We start from the raw sequence: 24,151 nt of genomic DNA on the forward strand, positions 1-24,151 counted from the left end.
AAATAGCGCTGTATTTATAGCCGACATTAACCCGACTTTAGTTTTTCGGGCTTAAGATTTAACCTTTTTTAAAACTTTAATTGCCTCCATCGCCGCTACCTGGCCCGAAATAATAGCGGGAGGCACACCCGGCCCGGGTACAGTGAGCTGCCCGGTATACAGCATGTTTTTGATATGCTTTGCCCGCATGGCCGGTTTAAAAAAGGCGGTTTGTGCCAGCGTATTAGCCAGGCCATAGGCATTGCCTTTAAAAGAATGATAATCGGCCTTAAAATTATTAAGCGCATAGCTGCGCTTAACTACTATCGAACTGCGGATATCCTGCCCGGTAATGCGTTGAAACCTATCCAGCATTAAGTTGAAATATTTTTCGCGGATGCTGTCGTCATCATTTAAGCCCGGCGCTATAGGCATCAGGAAAAACAGATTTTCGCCACCCTCTGGTGCAGCATCCTTATCTGTTTTAGAAGTGCAACAAACATAAAATAGCGGATTAGTAGGCCACATGGGTGTTGTATAAATTTCTTTGGCATGCAGCTCAAAATCCTCGTCAAAAAACAAGTTATGGTGCTGTATCCCTTCCACCTTTTTATTGGTGCCGATATAAAACAGCAGGCTCGATGGTGACATGGTGCGGCTATCCCAATATTGCGGGGTGTAATTTTGATGGGGCTTATCTACCAGGTGCTGGTCCACGTGCTCATAGTCGGCACCTGCAATTATAAAGTCGGCTTTAAAAATACCCTGGTTGGTAATGATGTCGCCGGCCTGGTTATTTGCTAAATCGATTTTAGTAACTTCGGTATTTAGTTTGATGGTTGCACCTAACTCTTCGGCAAGGCTTACCATAGCTTTTACTATCTGGTTCATGCCGCCCTGTGGGTACCAGGTGCCAAGGGCTAGGTCGGCATAGTTCATCATACTGTACATGGCCGGCGTGTTTTGCGGGGTAGCACCAAGAAATAGTACCGGGAACTCCAGTAGTTTAACCAGTTTAGGGTTTTTAAAATACCTGCGTACATGCTTGCTCATACTGCCTAACAATTGCAGGCTGAAGCTTTTTTTGATGAGATTAAAATCTATAAACTCCGTAATGGAATGCGAGGGGCGAAAAACATACTCGCCCATACCAACTTTGTATTTATAAGCAGCCTGTTTTAAAAATCCTTTTAGCGCAGCGCTGCTACCCGGTTCAATGCTGTCAAATAGGGTTTCTAACTCAATCATATTAGCCGGCACATCCATTACATCATCATTGCCAAAATAAACACGGTAACCAGGGTCAAGGCGCACCAGTTGGTAATACTCGGCAGGCTTTTTACCAAATAAGGCAAAAAAGTTTTCAAAAACATCGGGCATCCAGTACCAGCTTGGTCCCATATCAAACTTAAACCCATCCTGTTCCCACACCCTTGCACGGCCACCGGGCTGGTCGTTTTTTTCCAATACAGTAACATTGTAGCCCTCCTTGGCCAAAACGCACGCCGCAGATAAGCCCGCGAAGCCTGCCCCTATAACGATGATGTGTTTTGAGGTTCGGGCTGAATTGAGGTTCGAGGCTCGTGTCGCGAGGTTCGGGTTGCGTTTATCTGTGTTATGCATTTTTTGCGCTGTCTGGTGGTTCGAGTTTTTAATCTGTGTGATAATTGCCGCATTTTATCTCGACCCTCACAACCCGACCCTCGAACCTCGTTCGGTAAAGTAAATTGTTTTTGTGCCGATAAAAAAACAATCCGGCCGCTATTTTGTACTTTTGGGCACAACGGTATTGCAAATGATGGAACTGTACGATAACACCTGTTTTGAATGCAGTAAGTTAATCACCCAAAAATATAGCACTTCTTTTAGTTTAGGCATCAGGGCCTTTGATAAGGCTTTCAGGTACCCGGTTTATGCCGTGTATGGTTTTGTGCGCTATGCCGATGAAATTGTAGATACCTTTCACCATCATGATAAGCTACAGTTGATCAATAATTTCAGGCAGGAAACATTTAGGGCTATTACAGATAAGATCAGCCTGAACCCGGTTTTGCACTCTTTTCAGCAGGTGGTAAACCATTACCATATCGAACATAACCAGATTGAGGCGTTTTTAAGTTCGATGGAAATGGACATCGAAAAAAAGGCATATAGTAAGGATGCTTATGATACCTACATCTACGGCTCGGCCGAGGTGGTTGGCCTGATGTGCCTCCGCATTTTTGCCGATAACAACAATGAGCTTTACAAGGCCCTGTTGCCCCAGGCCCGCAGCCTTGGCGCGGCTTTTCAAAAAGTGAATTTTTTACGCGATGTTAGGGCCGACCTGGAAGAACGCGGTCGCACATACTTCCCGGGCATCGATTTTAATAATTTTACCGAAGAAGATAAGTTTGGTATTCAGCAGGATATTGAACGCGACTTTAAAGATGCTTTCGAGGGTATTAAAAGGTTGCCCAACGGTACACGCCTGGGTGTATATATTGCTTATACTTATTACCGGCAATTGTTTAAAAAGATAAGCTATACCCCGGCAAATGTTATCCTGCAAAAAAGAATCAGAATTTCAGATACCCGCAAAATGGGCTTGTATATAAAAGCTGTACTCCAGCAAAAACTAAATGTGATATGAAGGGTAAGGCGATATTTTTGGGAGCAGTTTTATTGCTGTCTTTCGGGCAGGTTGTTAAGGCCGATGAGCCTAATTTGAGGCACATCCGCAGCCTGTTGGTAGTGTGTATGAACAATAGTAAAACAACTGATTCATTGTACAAAAGCCTGGCGGCAATTAAGAACCGCACCGGCGTGATCACAGCATACCTGGGTACTTTATATGCCTGTAAAGCCAAGCTAAGCTGGAACCCCTATATGAAAGTAAAGCATCTTAACAACGCCGAGGCTACCTATAAAACAGCTGTAAGTGCCGATCCTCATAATATCGAGATCCGTTTTCTGCGATTTTCGGTAGAGCATAATGTGCCTGGTTTCCTCGGTTTTAACAAAGACCTGGTTACCGATAGAGACGAAATCATTACCCAGCTGGATAAAAAGAACTATGGCACCGCCGATAAAGATTTAACAGTAGCTATTATCAAATTCCTGCTGCAATCCAAACGTTGCACCCCTGCCCAAAATGAGGGGCTCAATAAAACCTTAGCCGAATTAAAGTGAGATACGCTTATCTGCTTATCAATATATTAACCGTGTTTTTTCCGGTGGTGCTATCATTTGATAAAAAGGTTTACTTCTACAAAAACTGGCGGCTCATCTGGCCGGGGATGGCCATAACAGGCTTATTCTTTTTGTTTTGGGATGTGTTGTTTGCCATGAAAGGCGTATGGTCATTTAATCCACAGTATATTATGGGCATCACCATTTTGGGGTTGCCTTTAGAGGAAGTATTATTCTTTTTGACAGTGCCATTTGCCTGTATATTTATACATGCCTGCTTAAACTATTATATTAAATGGCAGGTAAGGGCGTGGGTAACGGGCATCGTCAGTGCATTAATTGCTATACTATGCATCCTGGGATTGATCTTCTGTTACGATAAATTATATACAGCAATTACCTGCGGGCTGTTACTTTCGCTGATCCTCATATTGCAATATGTTGTTAAAGCAACGTGGCTTAATCGTTTCTATATAACTTATTTGGTTGCGCTTATCCCGTTTTACATTGTAAACGGTGTATTGACATCTATACCCATAGTTATTTATAATAACACTGAAAATATGGGCAGAAGGGTAGGCACTATCCCTGTTGAAGACCATTTTTACCTGATGGCTTTACTGCTGATGAATATTGGCATTTTTGAGTACTTTAAAGGAAAAAATAAGACTAATGGACAACCTGCCTGAATATACCCGCTCACAAATGGCCTTACGTAACGGACAGGATAAGCCCCAGATTTGGGTGGCCTACAAAGGTGATATATATGATGTTACCGAAAGCCGGCTATGGCGCAACGGCAAACACTACGAACACTGGGCCGGCCAGGACCTAACCCCCGAACTTATCGACGCCCCGCATACCGAAACTGTTTTTGAAAAGTTTGAGAAGGTGGGAAGGTTAAGCCCCCTCTAAATCTCCCCCGGTAGGGGGGACTTAAAAGATATTTAATTGGACAGTTTTTAAAGCCCTCCCTTCCGGGGAGGGTTTGGGTGGGGCTTGCTCCTTATATCTCAAACTTAGCCAACCCCACAAACTCTTGGATCCTACCCGCTATTTCTTCTTGTGTTAGATTTCTCAGTCTTTCTGATCCGAATTTTTCAACGCAGAAGGATGCCAGGGCAGAGCCATAGATGATTGCGTTTTTCATGCTATCAAAGCTCACTGTGCCGGTTTTAGCCATATAGCCAATAAAACCACCTGCGAAGGTATCGCCGGCTCCGGTAGGGTCAAAAACTTCTTCAAGCGGCAGGGCAGGTGCGCTGAAGATCTTATCTTCATGGAAAAGCAATGCACCATGTTCTCCTTTTTTAATAATGAGGTACTTTGGTCCCATGGTTAAAATTTTGCGGGCAGCCTTTACCAAACTAAACTCGCCAGATAGTTGACGTGCTTCGGCATCGTTGATGGTTAAAACATCAATCATAGTTAAGGTTTTAAGCAATTCATCCAGTGCTATGTCCATCCAAAAATTCATGGTATCCATTACGATAAGTTTTGGGCGGTTTTTAAGGCGGCTGATCACACTTTGCTGTACCTGGGGCGATAAGTTGCCCAGCATTAGAAATTCGCAGTCCTGGTATGAATCGGGGATGATGGGGTCAAAATCTGCCAAAACATTCAGCTCGGTAACCAGCGTATCGCGGCTATTCATATCGTTATGGTACTTTCCGCTCCAGAAAAAGGATTTTTCGCCTTGTTTTATCTGCAAACCTTCGGTATCTACGTTGTGCTTGTTCAGGTCTTCAATCTCGCTTTGAGGGAAGTCGTCGCCTACTACGGCAACAATATTTATATCATCAAAAAAGTAGGATGCACCCAGGCTTGCGAAGGTGGCCGACCCTCCAACAATTTTATCTGTTTTCCCAAAGGGGGTTTCAATTGCGTCAAATGCTACAGTACCAATAACTAACAAACTCATGTAAAAGTATTTATATTTTATTATCGGCAAATATTGCGAAAATCAATGAATATTGAACAATAGAGTGCGGTGGTTTTGGTATGAATGTACTTAGGCTGGTAATAAATGCCAAATTTTTTTACCCAATAAAGTAGCAAAAGAGCTTGAATGAAAAAAAACAGGCGATCTATAGAAATTTAAGTATCACATTATCAATAGTTAACAAGGGATTTGAAAAATATTTGATTTTTTTTGATAGAAAAATTGTGAGTTTTCCTCAGAAATACTACTTTTGCAGACTCCAAAACGGAAACGATTCCTGAGTAGCTCAGCTGGTTAGAGCATCTGACTGTTAATCAGAGGGTCGCTGGTTCGAGCCCAGCCTCAGGAGCCATAGGCCTTAGCATGCCCGCTAAGGCCTATTTTTATTTTAATAGAAATTTCGGTCTTCGTTTTAAATCAAATAGAGGCACATTTTGGGTTCGAACTCATTCTCCCACGGACACTGGGTAAAGTTTTCAATTTCATTTTCTAGCTTGTCTAACTCGTTGTTTTATAGTTGTTTGTTTTGGTTTTTAAGCTTGATATATGGTTCGAGCTTTTCGGATTCGCCCGATGTCCCGTTTTGGGAGGAAATAAAGTTTTGTTTAACCACTTGCTTAGCCAAAAAGTACAATAGATTAAGATATCTTTCAGCATCCGATTTAGATAATTCAACACCTCTTTTCTTAAAGTGAGTAATTATTTGCGAGGTGCTAATAGATCGTTTTAAGTCTTCGTGTATAGTTTTCATGATTTATAAATTATAGTTTGTAAACACTAAAATAAACTGATATTTGAATAGCTTGATGTAATGAGTTCAGAGTGGTAAATGAAAGATGATCGACTAAACTTATATAAATCCCTATTCAAAGGCAGAGAAGATGTGTTTGCTTTAAGGTGGGAGAAAGGTGGCAAAAGCAGCTATATGCCCGGTTATAGTTTCGATCCCAACCGATATCGGCTCCACCAAATGAAAGGCGGTACTTTTCAAACGTTTACTGATAAAACTTACCAGACGCTAACCGACGACCATTTAATCAAACATCTCAAAGGCGAACAGGTTGTTGGATTGTACCCATTGCTGCAGGACAATACCTCCTGGTTTATCGCGGCTGATTTTGATGAAGCTGATTGGGTTGAAGAATGCAGGACATTTATAAAGGCTTGTGAGGAGTATGACATTCCAACCTATTTAGAAAGGTCTCGTTCGGGTAAAGGGGGGCACGTGTGGATATTTTTTGAAGAGCCCTTTGAAGCGTTCAGAAGCAGAAAAATAATGATGTCCCTGCTACAGAAGGCAGGTTTAATTTCGGTGTTCGATAAAAACTCAAGTTTCGACCGGCTTTTTCCTAATCAGGATTATCATTCAAAAAAAGGTTTGGGCAACCTCATTGCTTTGCCTTTAAATAAAACCAGTTTAAATAACGGGAATAGCTGTTTTATCGACCCTGAATCGTTACAGCCTTTTGATGATCAGTGGGCATTTCTAAAAACAATCAACAGGATCACCATAAACCAACTAAATCACATTTACAAAGAGCAAACTAATCAGGACGAACTTTCCACAGGTTTATTTCAAAAAGAACAGCCCATAGCTGGTAAGTTGACGATTATATTAAATAACGCAATTTATATTAGCCGTGCAGGTTTGCCTGCTTCTCTTATTGCTTTTCTGAAAGATGAACTAAATTTTGCCAACAATGAATACCAGGTAAAAAAGAATATCAATAAAAATGCATTCGGCATAAAACGTTACTTTAAGCTACTGAACGAAACATCAGAATCTATTTCTGTTCCCCGTGGTTTTATTGGCAAGCTATTGCGTTTTTGTAAAGAACAACAAATAGAATATACCCTCGAGGATCAAAGAAAGAAAATAGAACCGGTCAGGTTTAAAGGCGCTATTACTTTAAGGGAATATCAAATACCAGCACAGAAAGCTGCTACTAAAAAAGATTTTGGAATTATTGTTGCTCCGCCTGGTTCGGGCAAAACGGTTTTGAGTTTGGCTATTATAAAAGATAAACAACAACCGGCGCTCATTTTAGTTCATCGTAAGCAGTTGGCAGATCAGTGGATGGAACGCATTGAATCCTTCCTGGGCATTTCGAAGAAAGAGATTGGACGTATTGGTCAAGGAAAGAACAAACCAGGCAAGCACATTACTGTCGCTATGATCCAAAGTATGGAAAAGGCGTTGGGCTCATCAGAATTCACCAAACTAATGAACGCTTTTGGTACCATCATCATTGACGAATGCCATCACATACCGGCAGAAACCTATCAGCGGGTTGTCGGGAAGCTGAATAGTTACTATATGTATGGGCTTACGGCTACACCATTTAGGAAGTACAATGATGGCAAATTGATATTTATTCATTTAGGTGAGATCATCCATGAAGTTAAAGCGCCGGAGGTGAAAAATCAATCAGGTACGCAGATCATCGTCAGAGAAACAGATTTATTTGTCCCCTTTAATATCAAAACAGACAAATTCGAAACGCTCTTTAAGATTTTAATACACGATTCGGCACGGAATCAACTTATTTTAAATGATGTGGTCTCACGGCTAAATACTGGTAAGAAAGCCGTTATTATTACAGAGCGGAAAGAGCATATTACTTCTATTCAACAATATTTAAAGCAGCATTATGATACCATTGCATTAAGTGGCGAAGATTCTGACTTAAATAAAAAATCCAAATGGGCTGCCATAAACAAAGGAGACTTTCAGGCACTGATTACAACAGGCCAATATTTTGGCGAAGGAACCGACATTCAAAATATAGAATGCTTGTTTTTAGTTTACCCATTCGCTTTTGAAGGTAAGCTGATTCAATATATCGGCAGGGTACAACGATCTGAAATATCACCCGTTATCTATGATTATCGCGACCACAGGATCAGCTACCTGGAAAGACTTTTTCAAAAAAGAAACCTCTACTATAAAAAGCTCGATCAAAGTGGCTTAACAATCCCTGTAGATGATAGCGAAATAGTTAGCGGTCAAATCAACGAAAAAATTGAGGTGTCAATCGAACAATTGGAGTTCAGATTTGGCAGCATTGCTTTTAAGCATAATATTACCGATTTTAGTGGAAAAGAGGTGGAGTTTGAAATCGAAAACCTAAATATCAGGCCAGAATTTACGGTACTTAAACCGTACTTTATCCGATTTCTAAAAAGCACAACGGTATTGATTAATATCCGGGCAACATTTCAACATAACAGGTTTGTGTTTAAATCTGCGTCCTCCAATGACCTTGATAAAATAAACCGCGAGGTTATTGAAAGTGTAAAGTTTCGTTTTTTGAATAAAGAAATCATTAAACGCGTTCCATCAGGTGAAGAAAATTTATTGGACGCCGGGCAACTACAAAGTGGCAGCGAACAATTGATTTATGCGAATGAAGAAGACTTATTGGAAAATATCTTAGCGCTTAAACAATATAAGCACCATCGTCATCTCCGTTACCTTTCCCAAAAACATGAACGAAGCGTATTGAAACTTCGTTTTGTGTTGGAACCTTTCTCATTTGTTTTTCTACTTGCCGGTATCAATCAATATCATTTGGTTTGGGAAACATTAGATACTGAGGAAGCGACCTATATATGGCACCTCGGGAAATCAATTTATGAACTTGAACAAAGTGTAAAGAAGATAGATAGATTGCTTGGACAAATAAGAATAAAAGGGCGGCAACAATATCTTGAAACTAACCCCGAACAATTTAGCCGTATTGTACATGATTATTCCGACGACACTAAAGGTTTGATTGTTTGGAAAGATCTTTTGGAGGAACGGCTATTTTAAGTTGATTATCGTAATCTTCTACTTCTAATTTGGTGTCTTGCTTATCATTCTTTAAGTTTATCACTAAATCATTTCTGGGTTACTATGGATATTAAAGATTATCAATCTTTGTTAACAGACATAAAGGCAAGAATTCGCAAGGCGCAAACTAAGGCGGCTCTTGCGGTAAATGCCGAAATGATTATGCTTTATTGGGATATCGGTAAAACTGTAAAGCAACTTCAAAGCGAACAAGGCTGGGGAGCTACGGTTGTCGCACGGTTAGCCAATGATATTAAAAATGAACTGCCGGAGGTAAAGGGTTTTTCTGAACGAAATCTTTTATTTATGGTTCAATTTTATAAGGAATATGATACCGAAGATCTAATTGTGAAACGGCCTGTTTCACAATTAGAAAATTCTAATCACGCTAAGATTGAATTTATGAAACAAGTCGTTTCACAAATTCCTTGGGGGCATAATATTTTGCTAATCCAAAAAGTTAAGGAAAAAAACATACGTCTTTGGTATGCGCAACAAACGCTTTTAAATGGCTGGAGTAGAGATGTTCTTTCATTAATGATAAAGAGTGATCTTCATTTTCGACAGGGAGAAGCAATTAATAATTTTTCAAAAACCTTGCCCAGTCCACAATCTGATTTGGTAAAGGAAACGCTAAAAGACCCATACATATTTGACTTTATTACAATTGCCCAGCCTTTTACAGAACGCGAGTTGGAAACTGAACTGGTAAAACATGTAGAAAAGTTTCTATTAGAATTAGGTGCCGGCTTCGCTTTTGTTGGACGGCAGTATAAATTGGTTGTTGGCGACCAGGATTTCTATTTAGACCTCTTATTCTATCATCTTAAAATGAGATGTTTTGTTGTCGTTGACTTAAAAAGAGGCGACTTTAAGCCCGAATATGCGGGCAAAATGAATTTCTATTGTTCTGCAGTGGATGACCTAATAAAACATCCGACTGATAAACCTACCATTGGTCTTATTCTTTGCCAAACAAAAAATAAGATTATGGCAGAATATGCTTTAAGGGACATGAATAAACCCATTGGAATTTCGGAATTTGAATTAACCAGATCATTGCCGAAAAACCTGCGGTCAAGTTTACCAACTATTGAAGAAATAGAAAATGAATTAAAAAATGATGGTGACTTATGAGCTAAATTCATCCATTACAATTTTGCCAATAATTTACTTCAAAAAGCAATAAATCATAGACGGCTCTCGCCAAAATTTCCAATTCTTTTTAATTTTTCGATGAATTGGTTCGAAAAAACGCCACTGTGGGGAGCAAAATGGGGCAAGCACGTTTTATGGTCGCTTGCCCTTCTTTTTTATCATATAATTCGCTATTAACTAAGTAAATATAAGTGTACAAATCGCTGGTTTGAGCCGTTTGATGTTGCATTTCTTCAAAGTGAATTTTGGGGAGCATTTTGATTTGAGCCTGGTAGGGACGGCAAGTGGTACTTCCTAAAGGGCCCGAACGTATAAAAATACGGAACAGCAGCCATTGAGTAGTTAATTTATATAATTGGTTAACTCTAATTGAATTTCTTTACCCATAATTTACATTTTCATTCCTGCCATATTATTGCCGCCATTTTTAAATATGGCCTCACTATTTAAAAGGTAAGCCCCGTTGGTAACCACAATATCTCCCATATTTAAACCGGAAATAACAGGTACGTAACTCTGATTACCACTGCCGGGTTTGATTATTCTTGATGAATAACTGCCATCTGTATTTTTGACCCATACCCGGCTGCCCTTGCCATCAGTTAAAATGGCGGAAACAGGTACTGCTAATACATGGTTGCTACTACCCGCGATTGAAATATATGCCAACATACCCGGCCGGATCAAACCTTGTGGGTTTGGTATGCTGATCCTCACCAAATTAATTTTAGAGGCATTCGATAATTCGGGATTGATAAATTCAACTTTACCTTTGATAACCAGTTCGCCCAGGTCTGGGAAGGACACGCTTACCGGATCACTTTCTTTATAGCTGTTCACTTCACTGGCATAAAGTTGAGCTTCTACCCAAAGACTGTTGAGTGCATGTGTTTTTAATATAGACATCCCTTCAGTTACATAATCACCTTCATGCACCGCAATCTCACTAACGGTTCCGCCAACTTTGCTCAGCATCGTTGTGGTTGCAGATACCTTTCCGGAATTTGCGATGTCCTTGATCTGTGCGGACGAGAGACCCCATAGCTGTAGTTTGTTTTCGGCAGCACTGATGAGTTGCGGGTAGTCTACATCAGGGCTGTGCAGCACTTTCTGCTGCTGTTTGGCCAGTAAATATTCTTTTTCCGCCTCCTGCAGGTCTTCACTATAAATGGAATAAACAGGCTGCCCAATGATTATTTTTTCCCCGGTTGTTCTGATAAATAATTCCTGTATCCGGCCCGCTAACCGTGCGCTCAGTTCTTGAGCTTTGTTTTCGTCTGTCGTTACTGTTCCAGTCAGTGTCTTTTCATTACCGGTATTTTCTTCTCTTAATGTGTCGGTTTGTATGCCGGCCAGCTGAACCTGCGTAGCGGTTAGCCTGATCTTATTTGCGGACATATCCATCCTATTTCCGGTCATTTCCACTTTGATCAGTTTCATCCCACAGATAGGGCAGTTACCCGGATGATCTTCGTGGATCTGAGGGTGCATAGAACAGGTATAATATGCTTGGTTTGTTGCCTTGGCAATGGTAATTTTTGGTTTTTGGGTGCAAGCCGTAAAAAGTACAGCCGTCAATATTATAAAAGATAAGAGCCCTGCTGCGCTCAATACCACAAAATGGTTCTTTCTGTTATTCATGGCCTTGCGTTTTAATGAAGCTTTCGCTGTCTGTTAAATATTGGGCATTGGATGCCAGGCTATCTGTTACGGACAGGCCTTTTGTGATTTGTATTTCGTTATTGCTGATAGCTCCTGAACTTACTTTATGAGCGTGGAAAGATGCGCCATCTTTTAACCATACAACTTTAGCCTGGCCCAAATCAACCAGTGCGGACCGGGGTATCCATATGCCACCCGTGGTGCCAGTTTGTATAATAGCTTTTACGATGCTATTTACTTTTAGCTGGTGATCCATATTGTTCAAATAAACCCTGATGCTGGTGGTTTTATCTCCATCCTGTAATGTGGGTTCGATAAAGTTGACTTTCCCGCTGATGGCCTTGCCCTGCATATCCGGCAACATAATGGTAACCCGCTGATTTGATTTTAACCCTGCAATAGCGGAGCGATCGATTTTTATAATCGCCCAGAGTTTATGCGGATTCACCACATTAAATAAAGTTTGCCCTTTTTGGATATACATTCCCTCTTTGACAGATAACGGCAAGTTACCTGCAAAATCCAACGGCGTTTGTGTTGGCGAAGCGCCCGCCATCTGGCTGTGTGGCATATCATGCACATGCCCTTCATAGGCGCTATACACCGGCAGCGTGTAGAAAGCCTTCCCGGTTTTAACAACCCGGGTAAGCTGTTCATCGGTCATTCCCAATAATAACAATTTTTGCCTCGCGGCATTTATTAAGCCAGTTTCCCGCGGGGAATTTTTTGTGAGGTAGATCAGATCCTGTTGGGCGGTAACCATATCCGGACTATAGATATCAAAGACGCGCTGGCCACGGTGGATTTCCTGGAAGGCATATTTGATGTAAAGTTTTTCAATACGCCCCGAAAAACGCGAAGAGATATTGTTAAATGTCCGTGTATCAAAGTCCAGGTAACCCTGGGCTAAAATTACTGTAGGTATTTCCTTTTGCTCGGGCGTAATGGCATTTACCGTTGATAGCACTGTAGAATTAACCGGTTGCAAAACGGTGGTTAAGCTGATACCCGAACCTTCACTGGCCTGACCTGTTTTTTTCACGAGGGGCATGCCGCAGATAGGGCAGCTGCCAGGATGGTCTTCCATGATTTGCGGGTGCATCGGGCAGGTATATTTTACATCGGTTTTAACCTCCTTTTTAGCCCGTTCCTTTTTTTGATCAGAACAGGCCGCAAAAAGCAGCATGCCCGACAGCAAACCGATCATTATGATTTTAATATTTTTCATTTGTTCTGATTATTTAGGGGCAGTTCCATAATTTCATTTTCCCGTTCATAAGCAACCTGCAGGGTTAAAAGTTCCTGCAATCGATCAAAGGCATTCATTCTTGACGTCTGCAGATCTTTAATAACGATCAACACAGTTGGCAGGTCGCCAGTATTCTGATCATAGGCCAGTAATGCCGTTTTATAACTATTCTGAAGGGCAGGAATAATATTTTGCTGATAGTTGCTGATCTGCTTTTTCTTGCTTGCGATGTCTGTTTTTATACCGGCCAGTTGCCCCTGAGCTTGGTTGAGCACGTCCATTTTTCGCTGCTGTAATTCTTCTATCTCGTAACGGATCCCTTTAAGGTTAGCCTTGTATTCATTAGACGCCCAGGGAACGATAGGTATGGTAACCGAAGCCATTAAGATATACTGGTTAGCATAACCGCCATAGCTGACCATGTGTGCAGCCTGGATACCAAAGTCAGGCTTGCGTTTGCTGTACTCAACCCGGGCATTTAATTGCTGCAACTCAATATTACGGTTAAGGCTTTTAATGTCGCTCCTGGCATTGGCCAGTGTCGCGGTATCGGTTGGCGTACTTTCGTAGTTGTTTAATACAATTGTGGTATCCACCGTAAAAGCAGTTTGTTTATCCCGGTTCATCAACGTGTTGAGCATAACGTTCTTCTGGCTGATTTCGTTGTTTAATTGTTCGCGGGTATTATCCAGCTCGAATAGATCTGCTTTAGCTTTGTAAATATTATTCAGCTTTTCCTTGCCATAGGTTAGCCGGATGTTGGCATCTTTGAGCATATACTCCAGCAGGTTTTGTGTATGCTGCAGTAAAGCAAGCTTTTTCTCCAGTACCACCCGTTCGTAATAATACTGTTTAGCCTGCGCTATTAGTTGGTTTTTAAGGTAGTTTTTATCCTCTGCCGTAACTTTGGACTGTCCTTTCATATAATCTTCTTTGGCCTTCAGTTTTGCCGGATTGGTAAACATTTGCTCTGCCTGGATCATAAATGACCCTCCATTGGGGCTAAACTGATAGGGCACCTGGTACTGGCCGGCACTGATCTTCGGTGCATCGAGGCTTTTAGCGCCGGCGGCATAAGCGTCCTGTGCGCCTACTTTCGCATCATATGCCTGCAAAGCCGGGTTGCCGGTAACACGAGCCAACACGCTGTCTAAAGGCAGGTGCTGTGCCCGTGCGCTTGCCGGTATGATGGCAAGGGAGAGCAGCATAATTATAATATGATATTTTGTTTTCATGTTTTTACTCCTTTACTTCTAATACTTCCAGTTGGCCATGTTTTTTTAATTCGTACTCCTTTACCATCAAAAAGATAAGTGGGGTAACCAGTAAAATATGCGTGGAAGAAGTTAAAACTCCGCCAATCATCGGCAACACGATGGGCAGCATCACGTCACTGCCCGTCCCGGTTGCCCAAAGCACCGGCACCAGGCCAAACAGGGCTACACAAACAGTCATTAGTTTTGGCCGCAAGCGTTTCACTGCACCATTCATGACATAAACCCGCAGGTCTTCTTTCGTGATGGTTTCTTTGGAATTTCCCTTTAAGAGGATCAATTGTTGTATCGCATCATTCAAATAAATCACCATCACGATACCCGTTTCTACTGCGATCCCAAACAGGGCGATAAAGCCAACGGCTACAGCAACCGATAAATGCACACCAAAGAAATACACCATATAAGCGCCGCCGATCAGGGCAAACGGAATGGAGATCAGGCTGAAAAATGCTTCGCGTATAGAATGAAAGGCAAAATACAAACAGGCAAAAATGATGATCAGTACAATAGGTAATACCAGTTTTAAGGTATGCTCAGCCCGGATCAGGTTTTCGTATTGTCCGCTCCATTCAATAAAGTAGCCTTTGGGCAATGATTTGACCATTGTATTTAATCTTTCCCGGGCTTCCTTAACCGTGCTTCCCAAATCCCGGTCACGTACGTTGAACAGCACTGTTCCTCGCAATAGCGCATTTTCGGATTGAATCATAGCGGGGCCATCACTGATCCTGATATCAGCTACAGACGATAAGGGGATAGGACCATTATCCGGGGTTTGTACCAGCGTCCTTTTGATTGCATCAAGGTTGTTCCGGTAATCCTGTGCCAAGCGCGCATTTACACTGAACCGCTGCCTGCCCTCAACTGTAGTGGCCAGGTTCATACCGCCCAGGGCGCTTTCCACTATTTCATTCACATCATCTACGCTCAGGCCATACCGGCCAATCGCTTCTTTATTGATCTGTATATCCAGGTATTTGCCACCGGTGATGGGGTCAACGTATAAATCCTTTACCCCGTTAATGCCCTGTAATGCCTGTTTCATTTGGCTGGATAAGGAATAGATGGTATCCAGATTCTGTCCGTAAACTTTTAAACCTACATCGGTGCGGATACCTGTGGAGAGCATATTGATGCGGTTGATGATGGGCTGTGTCCAGCCATTCACCACACCGGGTATCTGCAATTTGGCATTCAGCTCGTTAATAATATCCTCCTTTTTAATGCCCTTTCGCCATTCACTTTTAGGTTTTAAAAGAATGATGGTCTCTGTCATGCTTATCGGCGAATTATCGGTGGCCGTATTAGCCCGCCCGGCTTTACCCAAAACATTTTTTACTTCGGGTACACTTTTAATGATCTTATCCTGTACCTGCAAAAGCTGCTTAGCTTGGGAGTTGGATACATCCGGCTGGGTAACGGGCATAAACAGGATCGTTCCTTCATCCAGGGGCGGCATAAACTCACTGCCTAAACTTAACAGCAAGGGTATACTGATCAATAAAGCAACGAGGTTGATCCCGATAGTGGTTTTACGCCAGGTAACGCACCAGTTGAGAATTGGCCGGTACAGTTTTTCTAATGTATTGGTTAAGGGATTGCGGTCATCTGTTCTCAATTTGCCTTTCAGAAAGAAAGAGATTAGCACCGGGGCCAGTGTTACTGCCAAAATCGCGTCGATTGCGAGTATAAATGTTTTTGTCCAGGCCAGTGGGCCAAACAATTTACCTTCCTGTCCTTCCAATAAAAATACAGGGAGGAACGATGCGACAATAATAAGCGTGGAAAAGAATACACCACGACCCACCTGTTTGCAGGAGGCTTCTATGATTTTTATTCGTTCTGCTGTGTTCATGATTTCTCTTTTTGTTGTGCAAGGGATAAATTCCTATGCGAGTTTTCTACCATGACAATGCCATTATCCACAATAACCCCGATAGCTAAGGCAATACCCGTTAGGGACATGATATTGGAGCTGATGCCGAAAGCATTGAGCAGGATAAAGCTGGTTGCTATGGTTATCGGGATCTGAATAATGATGCTTAAAGCGCTTTTAAAACTCAATAAGAACAGGATCACAATAATGGATACCGTGATCATTTCTTCAATCAGTGTATGTTTCACAGAATCTATCGAGCTTTCAATCAGCTCACTCCGGTCATAGGCGATGTTGAAGCTCACACCAGGCGGCAAACCTTTTTGGATGTTCGCCATTTTATCTTTGACGGCATGAATTACCTTATCAGCATTTTCTCCGTAGCGCATCACCACTATACCGCCAACGGTTTCACCGTTGCCGTTTTGGTCAAAAATACCCAGGCGCTCATCACCACCCATTTGAACGGTGGCAATATCTTTGATTTTTACCGGTATGGTATTGATCACGCCAACCGGGATGCTCTCCACATCTGACAGGGTTTTGATATAACCCAGGCCCCGCACAATATAGCCGGTACCGTTCATTTCAAACTTTCTGCCACCTACATCATTATTATTGCTTTTCACCGCTTTCAAGACCTGCGATAGCGGGATATTATAGTAATTGAGTTTATGCGGGTCGATAGTAACCTGGTATTGTTTCTCAAAGCCGCCAAAAGAAGCTACTTCACTAACACCTGGTACAGTCTGTAGTCCCAGTTTTACATACCAGTCCTGCAAGGCCCGTTGTTCGCCCAGGTCCATGCCTTTGGCGTCCAGCGTGTACCAGAGAATATGGCCTACACCAGTACCGTCGGGTCCCAATGTGGGAGTGACTCCTTGCGGTATTAACCGCTGGGCGTAGTTCAGCCTTTCCAGCACCCGGCTTCGCGCCCAGTAAACATCGGCTTTATCGTCAAAAACAATATAGACAAAACTCATCCCGAACATAGAAGTGGCACGGATGGCTTTCACTTTTGGAATACCTTGCAGGTTGCTCACCAGCGGATAAGTTACCTGGTCTTCCATAATCTGCGGACTGCGGCCCTGCCATTCGGCAAACACGATCACCTGGTTTTCTGAAAGATCGGGTATGGCATCAATAGGGTTTTCCCTTATCGCGTAAATGCCCCATGCAAAAAGAGCGGCAGCGATCAGTAAAACAATATACCTGTTTTTTAAAGACAGGGAAATGAGTTGATTAATCATCGTAATAGTTTTTAATAAGCCCGTCCACAAGGCAGTTGCCCGATGGGCGGGCCCGATCATTTTACATTTTCATGGAATCTGCTTTCTTTTTAGCCGGTTCTTTTTTAACCAGGGCCATGCCGCATTTTGGACATTTGCCCGGTTTATCGCTCAGCACTTCCGGATGCATCGTGCAGGTATACTGCACTTTTACTGGTTTAACTTTCTTGGTTTTGGCGGTGTCAGTAACTGCGGCCTTGGTGTGGGCAGCAAAAACAGTTGCGGCAGATAACAGGATGGCAACAGCCATTAACATTACTTTTTTCATGAGTTTTATTGATTTGATGATTAATTGCATGTTATTATAGTTAGGCGGGATCAACTTTTGACAGGTAGTAATTGATGCTGTACTGTTGATGAATAGCATCGTAAACCAGCAGGTCGCTGTTTGTCCTGAAGCGTGTATCCAAAACTTCGAATGCCCGTCCGTTACGGTATATCTTTTTTAAGTTTTCCAGGGTAAACAGGTATATTTTGCTGCTCCCCTTTACACTGAAATAGTGGGTAATAATGGGTTTGAAAAGATTGAGCTTATCGCCCGGGCGCTGGCGTTCGTAAATGGTGATTGCTCCTCTTTCCAGAACTTTATAACCGGATAGCTTCAGATGTTTAATAGCGATAAGTGAATCCTGAGTTGAAGGAATATTTGGAGCATTAAAGCTACCGGCTTGCACCAATGACCTTGAAAAAAGCAGGGCAAGCAAAATAATTGAAAATTTGAAGATTTTCATTTTTAAAAATATAAGTATGTACATGCTGAGAATTGTTCAGCAATACATTGATGGATAAAAAATATTGATTAATAAATGGAATAGTCTAATTAGCCTGAATGGCAATTAAACAATATGGGGAAAGTACCGGAGGTATTAAATTCTGTAGTTGGAGTAGAGGATGTAAAGCGGATCACACTGGACAGGCGGTGCCTGGCTATTATAAGCGCTCTCCTTTCTTAAGGTAATTCCTTCTGCAGATGCAGGAATGAAAAATACAGGTGTAATTAAGGTAAATGAGTTTTTTAACGTCAGATCGGTTTTGGCCGAAACGTGGTTGTCTTTTACTTTAATATTTGTTTTAATGGTTTTACAGCAATCGCTGTTACCAGCCTTGCTGTCCATCTTGCATGAGGAGGCTGCAGACAGGGATACATCGGTTAATTTACCACAGCAGTAAAACTTGTTTATGGTAACCCCATAAACAGATGCTGAGTAGATCAGGGCGAGTAATATGACTGCTATCTTTTTCACCATGCTAAATTAGGGCAATTCTTTTATCTAAATTTACATAATTACGGTAAAATTTTATATCCTATTGCATTCACAATAAATTATTAGGGCGCGGTTTTCAATTGCGTTGCGTTCACAATAGTTGATTCCATAGTAGACTGACTGTTGGACGAAAAATGCAACGCCGTATCTTCCTCGCTTGAGAAATTAAGTTTAATTTTAAGAAAGGGAAATAATCACAACTAATCGGGAATTCTGCTAATAGCCGGGGCTATGCATTCGCCGCATCTTTGTATTGTAAACAAAAACAAAAAATTTAAAACTCAAACAAGATGAAAACTCAAGCTGTAAAAAACGTAGTATTAGTACATGGCGCTTTCGCCGATGGTTCAGGCTTTAAAGCGCTTTACAACGAATTAACCAAAAAAGGCTATAACGTATCCGTTGTACAAAATCCACTAACCTCACTGGAAGACGATGTACTGGCAACACATGTTGCTTTAGACAGGATTGGCGGCCCGGCTATCCTTGCCGGACACTCATGGGGTGGCGCGGTGATTACCGAGGCTGGTAATCACCCGAATGTTGCTGCCCTGGTTTATATCGCCGCATTTCAGCCCGACAATGGCGAATCTGCCTTGCAATGGCTGCAAACTGCTCCTCCTGCTCCTGAAAACGGCGTGCTTGCTCCTGATGACAAGGGAATTGTATATTATGATAAAGATAAATATCATGCCGGTTTTTGTGCTGATATCGACGCCGATGAAGCGGCATTTATGTATGCTTCGCAAGGTGCCTTTTATGCCAAAGGTTTTGTAAGCCCCATCACCGATGCTGCCTGGAGGCACAAACCTACTTATGGGCTCATCGCTACTGAAGATAAAAGCATCAACCCCGATATACAAAGAAACATGTACAGCCGGTCAAACACCCAGGTAACCGAAGTAAAAGGCAGTCATGTGATCTTCATGTCGCAGCCCGAAATTGTTGCAAGTGTTATTGTTGAAGCTGCGCAAGCGGCATCGGTTCAATAATAAAATAAGATGCCAATTTGCCCACAGGCCCTATTTGCTGCAACAGGCAAATGGGGCCTGTATATTTATAGTGGGTTTGAACTTTGTGTTTTGATGCTTCTTTAGTACTTTGGATGTTCGTTTGATCAACCATGAAGCTTACACTAAGAGAGGAAAATACCGGCGGCGAATTGCTGCTTTTTAAAGAAGAAGCGGGTTTTGACCGTTTGTTTTTTACTCGGGACAGGTTCAACAAGTATTTTACCATTGCCTGGAACCCGGGGGAAAGCCAAACCGTTACCATTGACGGCACCGAATATGATTTTCCTGCCAATTCCCTGTTAACGCTTCTGTTTAACCAATCTTTCAGGTTTAAAAACTCCGAAAACATTGTGGCCTGGCAGTTTAACCGGGAATTCTACTGTATCATTGATCACGATAGTGAAGTGAGCTGCGTGGGGTTCTTGTTTAGCAGTACAGATCACCTGTTCGTGCCGCTAAATGACCTCGCACAGCAAAAGCTAAAACTATTGTCTGATGTTTTTATAGATGAATTTAAAACCTCAGATCATATCCAGAATGAAATGCTGCTGGTATTGCTCAAACGGCTGATCATTTATGTAACCAGGCTGGCTAAGGTGGGGTATGCCCCTGTTAAAAAATTGCAGGACGAAAGGTTTCATATTATCCGGAAATTTAACCTGATGGTAGAAGCCAATTTCAAATCGGAACACTCCGTTAGTTTTTATGCGGAGCAGCTTTGCAAGTCACCCAAAACTTTGTCTAATCTTTTTGCCATTTTCAATCAGAAAACACCTTCGCAGATCATCCAGGAAAGGATCACGGTAGAGGCTAAACGGCTTTTATGCTATACCGACAGATCTGTAAAGCATATAACCTTTGAACTTGGCTTTGAAGATGTTTCCTATTTCTCCAATTTTTTCAAAAAAAATGCCGGTGCATCACCCTCTGATTTCAGAAGTTCACTAAAAGTTGCTAAAGAAGGGAAATAATTACAACTAACCGGGAAATGTGCTCACAGGGCCCGCCTGCTTTTCATTGCACCTTTGTATTGTTGATCCAAACAAAAAACTCAACGATAAAGATCATGAAAAAGCAAACATTAAAGAATTCATTAAAAGGCGGCATCGTAGCGTTAACCCTTGCGTTAGCTACTGTAACAGGCGCCGTGACCGAAGCAGCCGCACAAGCAGTAAAAAATGTGGTATTAGTACATGGCGCCTTTGCAGATGGCTCGGGGTATAAGGCCCTTTATACCGTGCTTACCAAAAAAGGATACCACGTAACCGTAGTACAAAATCCGCTTACTTCACTTGAGGACGACGTAACCGCCACAAAAGTAGCATTAGACAAACAGGACGGACCTGCAATTTTGGTAGGCCATTCATGGGGAGGGGCTGTAATTACCGAGGCTGGAAACCATCCCAAAGTAGTTGCCCTTGTATATATAGCCGCGTTTCAGCCCGATAATGGCGAATCTGCCCTGCAATGGCTTCAAACAGTCGCACCAGCTCCCGAAAACGGCGTTCTTCCTCCTGATGATAAGGGCATTGTATATTACGACAAGGATAAATATCACGCCGGTTTTTGTGCCGATATCAGCAAAGAAGAGGCAGATTTCATGTATGCCTCTCAAGGAGCCTTCTATGCAAAAGGTTTCGTAACGCCCATCACCCATGCTGCCTGGAGAGACAAACCTGCCTATGGCCTTATTGCCACAGAAGATAAAAGCATCGCCCCCGAAATTCAGCATGCCATGTACAAACGTTCCAATACCAAGGTTACCGAGATAAAGGGAAGTCACGTAATATTCATGTCGCAACCCGAAAAAGTGGCGGCAGTGATCATTGAGGCCGCAACCAATGGCGCTCAGAAAAAATAACATCCTGCACTTAACGTATTTAAAAACAGCGGCTTGCCTTATCTGGCAAGTCGCTGTTTTTTCGTTTAATGGCAATCTGCATTAATATCTCCATAGCTAATTTAAAAAAACGCAGATAAATGGATCAGGGGTAACTATTCAACCCAGGGCAAACGCATCTAATTGGGTTAACATAACTTAACACATTTTAGATACGGTGCATTGTAATTATCTAATAATCAATATTTTGTATTTAAACAAGGTTAACACTAAACTGATGTATCGCGCAATTTAGGCCCATCCAAATATTTGTGCCCGTTGATCGATACAAGTCCCTTCGATACCTGAATCATTTAACCAGGACCAGGCAATAAAAACAAGCTATCCTTTGATGCTTATATCTTCCAGACGCCATAAGCTTATTCCGTTACCTATTATTAAATAACAACTTATCCCCGTTACCTATTTAGATGTGTTTGCCCTGCTATTCAACCTAACACTTTAGCTAATTTGAAAGCTGCTTGTGGAATTTTTGTTGTAAATGTTTTTAATAAACTTAATGGTATGATTAAATTTATATAATTTTAAAATTCAATTAAATTTCACATTGCCAATTCGCCCTATTTATAATGAGAATGAACTCCTGAACAAAATTGCTTCAGGGGATGTGAGGGCTTTTACGCATCTTTTCGATTCATATTATAAACATCTTGGCCAATATGTTTACCGGCTTACAGAATCAACCGAGGTTGCGGAAGAAATTGTTCAGGACGTTTTTGTAAAGATCTGGTCCCGGCGGCAGGATCTGGTAAAAGTAGAGAGTTTTACAAATTATCTTTTTATTATTACCCGTAACCGGACCTATCGGTTTTTAAAAGAAAAAGCGACTGCCCATGTCAAACAGCAGGAATGGGAAAAGGAATACCGGGAAGAGCATTATTTTCCGGGCGATGTTAGTCCTGAGGAAAAATTTTGCCTAATAATAGATAAGCTGGTTGAAAAGCTGCCTCCACAGCAAAGGAAGGTTTATGAGCTAAGCCGGATAGGGCATTTGAAGCACAGCGAAATTGCAGGTATGCTTAATATCTCCACAGAAACTGTTAAGAAGCATATCATGTTGGCTAATAAATTTATAAAAAATAGCATTTCTGAGAAAAATGACCTGCTTTTCCTCTTGTTTTTTATGGTTTACGTTCATTTTTAAAAACAAACTATTTTTTTTAATCAGACTACCCCTTTTTGATTTTTTTTGACTCTTTAGTTGTAAGAGCGTAAAACAAAATGTCTGAAAGATTAAACTACTTGTTTCTTCAATACTTTAATAAAACCGAAACACCGGAAGAGCGTGATGAATTAATGCAGCTCATCAATGAACCGGGTTCAGAAACGCTGGTGCATGGGTTGATGGAGGAAGTATACAAATCACATCAGCTCGAAGAGGATCCTTTCCCCGCCGGGTCCCGGGGAAAAATGTTGAGCGCGGCATTAGCGGGCTACTCTTCAGATCATCCTGTTGCTACTATAGTCCCGGTAAAAAAACGATTAAATACGTTTGTTTATGCTGCTGCCGCTATATTGGTTTTAGCACTGTCATTTGGTGTATATCAGTATCGTTCGCAAAAAAGCGGAGAAAACATGCTTGTAGATAAAATACATCATGATGTAAAACCAGGTGGTAATAAAGCAATATTAACGCTTGCCAACGGCAAGAAAATTGAACTTAACGATGCGCAAAATGGCAAGCTTGTACAGCAAGGCAATACCACGGTGGTTAAACTCGCTAATGGCAGTCTGGCTTATGTAGCCGGAAACTCAGCTGACAGTGCGCCGGTTACCAACACCATGTCGACCCCGAGAGGTGGCCAGTACAGGCTGCAACTGCCGGACGGAACATTAGTTATGCTCAATGCTGAATCTTCTATTTCGTACCCTACCATATTTACCGGCAAAACAAGAAAGGTAGCTATTACCGGCGAAGCTTATTTTGAAGTAGTCAAAAATAAGAAGATGCCTTTTATTGTAAGCTTTGGAGATCAAAAGGTGGAAGTGCTTGGAACACATTTTGATATTCGCGCCTATCCGGAACAGCCCGGAGAAACAACGCTTTTGGAAGGCTCCGTTAAAATATCAAACGGTAATCAGAAACAGTTATTGGTGCCCGGACAACAGGCTGTTTATAACAACAATGCTAAAAAGTTTGATATAAAAGCGGTTGATACCGAAGAGATCATAGCCTGGAAAAACGGATTGTTCCATTTTGATAATACCGACCTTGACCAGGTGATGCTTGAATTAGCACGATGGTACAATGTTGAAGTAATTTATAAAGGACCTAAGCCTACTTTGAATTTTACAGGCGAGGCCAAAAAGAGCAGTAACCTTTCCAGGGTGTTTAAGATACTGGAATCAACAGGAGGGGTAAAGTTCACGATAAACGGGAATACAGTAGCAGTAGAGAAGAAGTAATATAAATTTAACCAATAACCAATTAAACTTAAAAAAATGAACAGACACCCAAAGTAGCTCCGGCAAAGGGTATCCAAAAGTAAGCCCCTCCGGATTCCGGCCGGAGAGGCTAAATGATTGGATCAACCC

At 41.8% G+C, this 24,151-nt stretch carries 22 protein-coding genes and 1 tRNA gene; 12 read left to right on the forward strand and 11 right to left on the reverse strand.

Annotated features, from left to right (window positions below; translation table 11 throughout):
• Positions 1-51: 51 nt before the first annotated feature.
• Positions 52-1,602, reverse strand: coding sequence for a bifunctional phytoene desaturase/3,4-desaturase (gene crtID / locus FHS10_RS13210; protein WP_259091366.1), 1,551 nt, complete (start codon positions 1,600-1,602; stop codon positions 52-54).
• A gap of 112 nt (positions 1,603-1,714) precedes the next feature.
• Between crtID and FHS10_RS13215 the strand changes: the two genes are divergently transcribed.
• The 4 genes from FHS10_RS13215 to FHS10_RS13230 are packed head-to-tail and all read left to right on the forward strand — an operon-like array spanning position 1,715 to position 4,065.
• Positions 1,715-2,611 carry a phytoene/squalene synthase family protein gene (locus FHS10_RS13215; RefSeq protein WP_310504184.1) on the forward strand — a complete coding sequence of 299 codons (897 nt, stop codon included), beginning with the start codon at positions 1,715-1,717 and terminating at the stop codon, positions 2,609-2,611.
• Positions 2,608-3,150: a hypothetical protein gene (locus FHS10_RS13220; RefSeq protein ID WP_259091368.1), complete on the forward strand. Its 543-nt coding sequence runs from the start codon at positions 2,608-2,610 to the stop codon at positions 3,148-3,150. The genes FHS10_RS13215 and FHS10_RS13220 overlap by 4 nt, the downstream gene beginning before the upstream one ends.
• Positions 3,147-3,839 (forward strand): lycopene cyclase domain-containing protein, encoded by a 693-nt coding sequence (locus FHS10_RS13225; RefSeq protein WP_259091369.1) that lies wholly within the window; start codon positions 3,147-3,149, stop codon positions 3,837-3,839. The genes FHS10_RS13220 and FHS10_RS13225 overlap by 4 nt, the downstream gene beginning before the upstream one ends.
• Entirely contained in the window at positions 3,823-4,065 is a 243-nt protein-coding gene (locus FHS10_RS13230; RefSeq protein ID WP_259091371.1) for a cytochrome b5 domain-containing protein, read from the forward strand. Before FHS10_RS13225 ends, FHS10_RS13230 begins: the two co-directional genes overlap by 17 nt.
• Before the next feature lie 91 nt (positions 4,066-4,156).
• Here the strand turns inward: FHS10_RS13230 and FHS10_RS13235 are convergent, their stop codons facing one another.
• Positions 4,157-5,071 (reverse strand): PfkB family carbohydrate kinase, encoded by a 915-nt coding sequence (locus FHS10_RS13235; protein WP_259091372.1) that lies wholly within the window; start codon positions 5,069-5,071, stop codon positions 4,157-4,159.
• A 296-nt stretch (positions 5,072-5,367) separates the two neighbouring features.
• On the opposite strand from FHS10_RS13235, the gene FHS10_RS13240 reads away from it, so the two are divergent.
• Positions 5,368-5,444, forward strand: a tRNA-Asn gene (locus FHS10_RS13240).
• Positions 5,445-5,603: 159 nt separating this feature from the next.
• Here the strand turns inward: FHS10_RS13240 and FHS10_RS13245 are convergent.
• The gene (locus FHS10_RS13245) at positions 5,604-5,843 is read right to left on the reverse strand and encodes a hypothetical protein (protein ID WP_259091373.1); all 240 of its coding nucleotides are present in this window, start codon (positions 5,841-5,843) and stop codon (positions 5,604-5,606) included.
• 78 nt (positions 5,844-5,921) lie between these two features.
• Between FHS10_RS13245 and FHS10_RS13250 the strand changes: the two genes are divergently transcribed.
• Both FHS10_RS13250 and FHS10_RS13255 read left to right on the forward strand, forming a co-directional pair.
• Entirely contained in the window at positions 5,922-8,906 is a 2,985-nt protein-coding gene (locus FHS10_RS13250) for a TOTE conflict system archaeo-eukaryotic primase domain-containing protein (protein WP_374759827.1), read from the forward strand.
• 84 nt (positions 8,907-8,990) lie between these two features.
• A complete protein-coding gene (locus FHS10_RS13255; protein WP_259091376.1) occupies positions 8,991-10,064 on the forward strand; it encodes a PDDEXK nuclease domain-containing protein in 1,074 nt (357 codons plus the stop codon).
• 411 nt (positions 10,065-10,475) lie between these two features.
• On the opposite strand, the gene FHS10_RS13260 is transcribed toward FHS10_RS13255, so the two are convergent.
• The 8 genes from FHS10_RS13260 to FHS10_RS13295 all read right to left on the reverse strand — a co-directional run bounded on the left by FHS10_RS13260 (position 10,476) and on the right by FHS10_RS13295 (position 18,685).
• Complete coding sequence (locus FHS10_RS13260) at positions 10,476-11,726, reverse strand: efflux RND transporter periplasmic adaptor subunit (RefSeq protein WP_259091378.1); 1,251 nt, start codon at positions 11,724-11,726, stop codon at positions 10,476-10,478.
• Positions 11,719-12,975: a heavy metal-binding domain-containing protein gene (locus FHS10_RS13265; protein WP_259091380.1), complete on the reverse strand. Its 1,257-nt coding sequence runs from the start codon at positions 12,973-12,975 to the stop codon at positions 11,719-11,721. The genes FHS10_RS13260 and FHS10_RS13265 overlap by 8 nt, the downstream gene beginning before the upstream one ends.
• On the reverse strand, positions 12,972-14,231 hold the full coding sequence (locus FHS10_RS13270) for a TolC family protein (RefSeq protein ID WP_259091381.1): 1,260 nt from the start codon (positions 14,229-14,231) through the stop codon (positions 12,972-12,974). The genes FHS10_RS13265 and FHS10_RS13270 overlap by 4 nt, the downstream gene beginning before the upstream one ends.
• Before the next feature lie 4 nt (positions 14,232-14,235).
• Positions 14,236-16,128, reverse strand: a complete 1,893-nt coding sequence (locus FHS10_RS13275) for an efflux RND transporter permease subunit (protein WP_259091383.1) — start codon at positions 16,126-16,128, stop codon at positions 14,236-14,238.
• Positions 16,125-17,399: an efflux RND transporter permease subunit gene (locus tag FHS10_RS13280; RefSeq protein ID WP_259091384.1), complete on the reverse strand. Its 1,275-nt coding sequence runs from the start codon at positions 17,397-17,399 to the stop codon at positions 16,125-16,127. Before FHS10_RS13280 ends, FHS10_RS13275 begins: the two co-directional genes overlap by 4 nt.
• 61 nt (positions 17,400-17,460) lie before the next feature.
• Complete coding sequence (locus FHS10_RS13285; protein WP_259091386.1) at positions 17,461-17,706, reverse strand: heavy metal-binding domain-containing protein; 246 nt, start codon at positions 17,704-17,706, stop codon at positions 17,461-17,463.
• Positions 17,707-17,746: 40 nt separating this feature from the next.
• Positions 17,747-18,169, reverse strand: a complete 423-nt coding sequence (locus tag FHS10_RS13290) for a hypothetical protein (RefSeq protein ID WP_259091387.1) — start codon at positions 18,167-18,169, stop codon at positions 17,747-17,749.
• 135 nt (positions 18,170-18,304) lie between these two features.
• The gene (locus FHS10_RS13295; protein ID WP_259091389.1) at positions 18,305-18,685 is read right to left on the reverse strand and encodes an HYC_CC_PP family protein; all 381 of its coding nucleotides are present in this window, start codon (positions 18,683-18,685) and stop codon (positions 18,305-18,307) included.
• 308 nt (positions 18,686-18,993) lie between these two features.
• Here FHS10_RS13295 and FHS10_RS13300 point away from each other — a divergent pair, with 308 nt between their 5' ends.
• The 5 genes from FHS10_RS13300 (at position 18,994) to FHS10_RS13320 (ending at position 24,022) form a co-directional block, all read left to right on the forward strand.
• Positions 18,994-19,695, forward strand: coding sequence for an alpha/beta hydrolase (locus FHS10_RS13300; RefSeq protein WP_259091390.1), 702 nt, complete (start codon positions 18,994-18,996; stop codon positions 19,693-19,695).
• A 131-nt stretch (positions 19,696-19,826) separates the two neighbouring features.
• Positions 19,827-20,687, forward strand: coding sequence for a helix-turn-helix domain-containing protein (locus FHS10_RS13305; protein WP_259091391.1), 861 nt, complete (start codon positions 19,827-19,829; stop codon positions 20,685-20,687).
• Between the two features lie 95 nt (positions 20,688-20,782).
• Positions 20,783-21,577, forward strand: a complete 795-nt coding sequence (locus FHS10_RS13310; RefSeq protein ID WP_259091397.1) for an alpha/beta hydrolase — start codon at positions 20,783-20,785, stop codon at positions 21,575-21,577.
• A gap of 586 nt (positions 21,578-22,163) precedes the next feature.
• Positions 22,164-22,760, forward strand: a complete 597-nt coding sequence (locus FHS10_RS13315) for an RNA polymerase sigma factor (RefSeq protein WP_259091399.1) — start codon at positions 22,164-22,166, stop codon at positions 22,758-22,760.
• A gap of 77 nt (positions 22,761-22,837) precedes the next feature.
• Entirely contained in the window at positions 22,838-24,022 is a 1,185-nt protein-coding gene (locus FHS10_RS13320) for a FecR family protein (RefSeq protein WP_259091401.1), read from the forward strand.
• Positions 24,023-24,151: the final 129 nt, after the last annotated feature.

Origin of the sequence: Mucilaginibacter dorajii, from assembly GCF_024808255.1 — a bacterium.
GTDB lineage: Bacteria > Bacteroidota > Bacteroidia > Sphingobacteriales > Sphingobacteriaceae > Mucilaginibacter > Mucilaginibacter dorajii.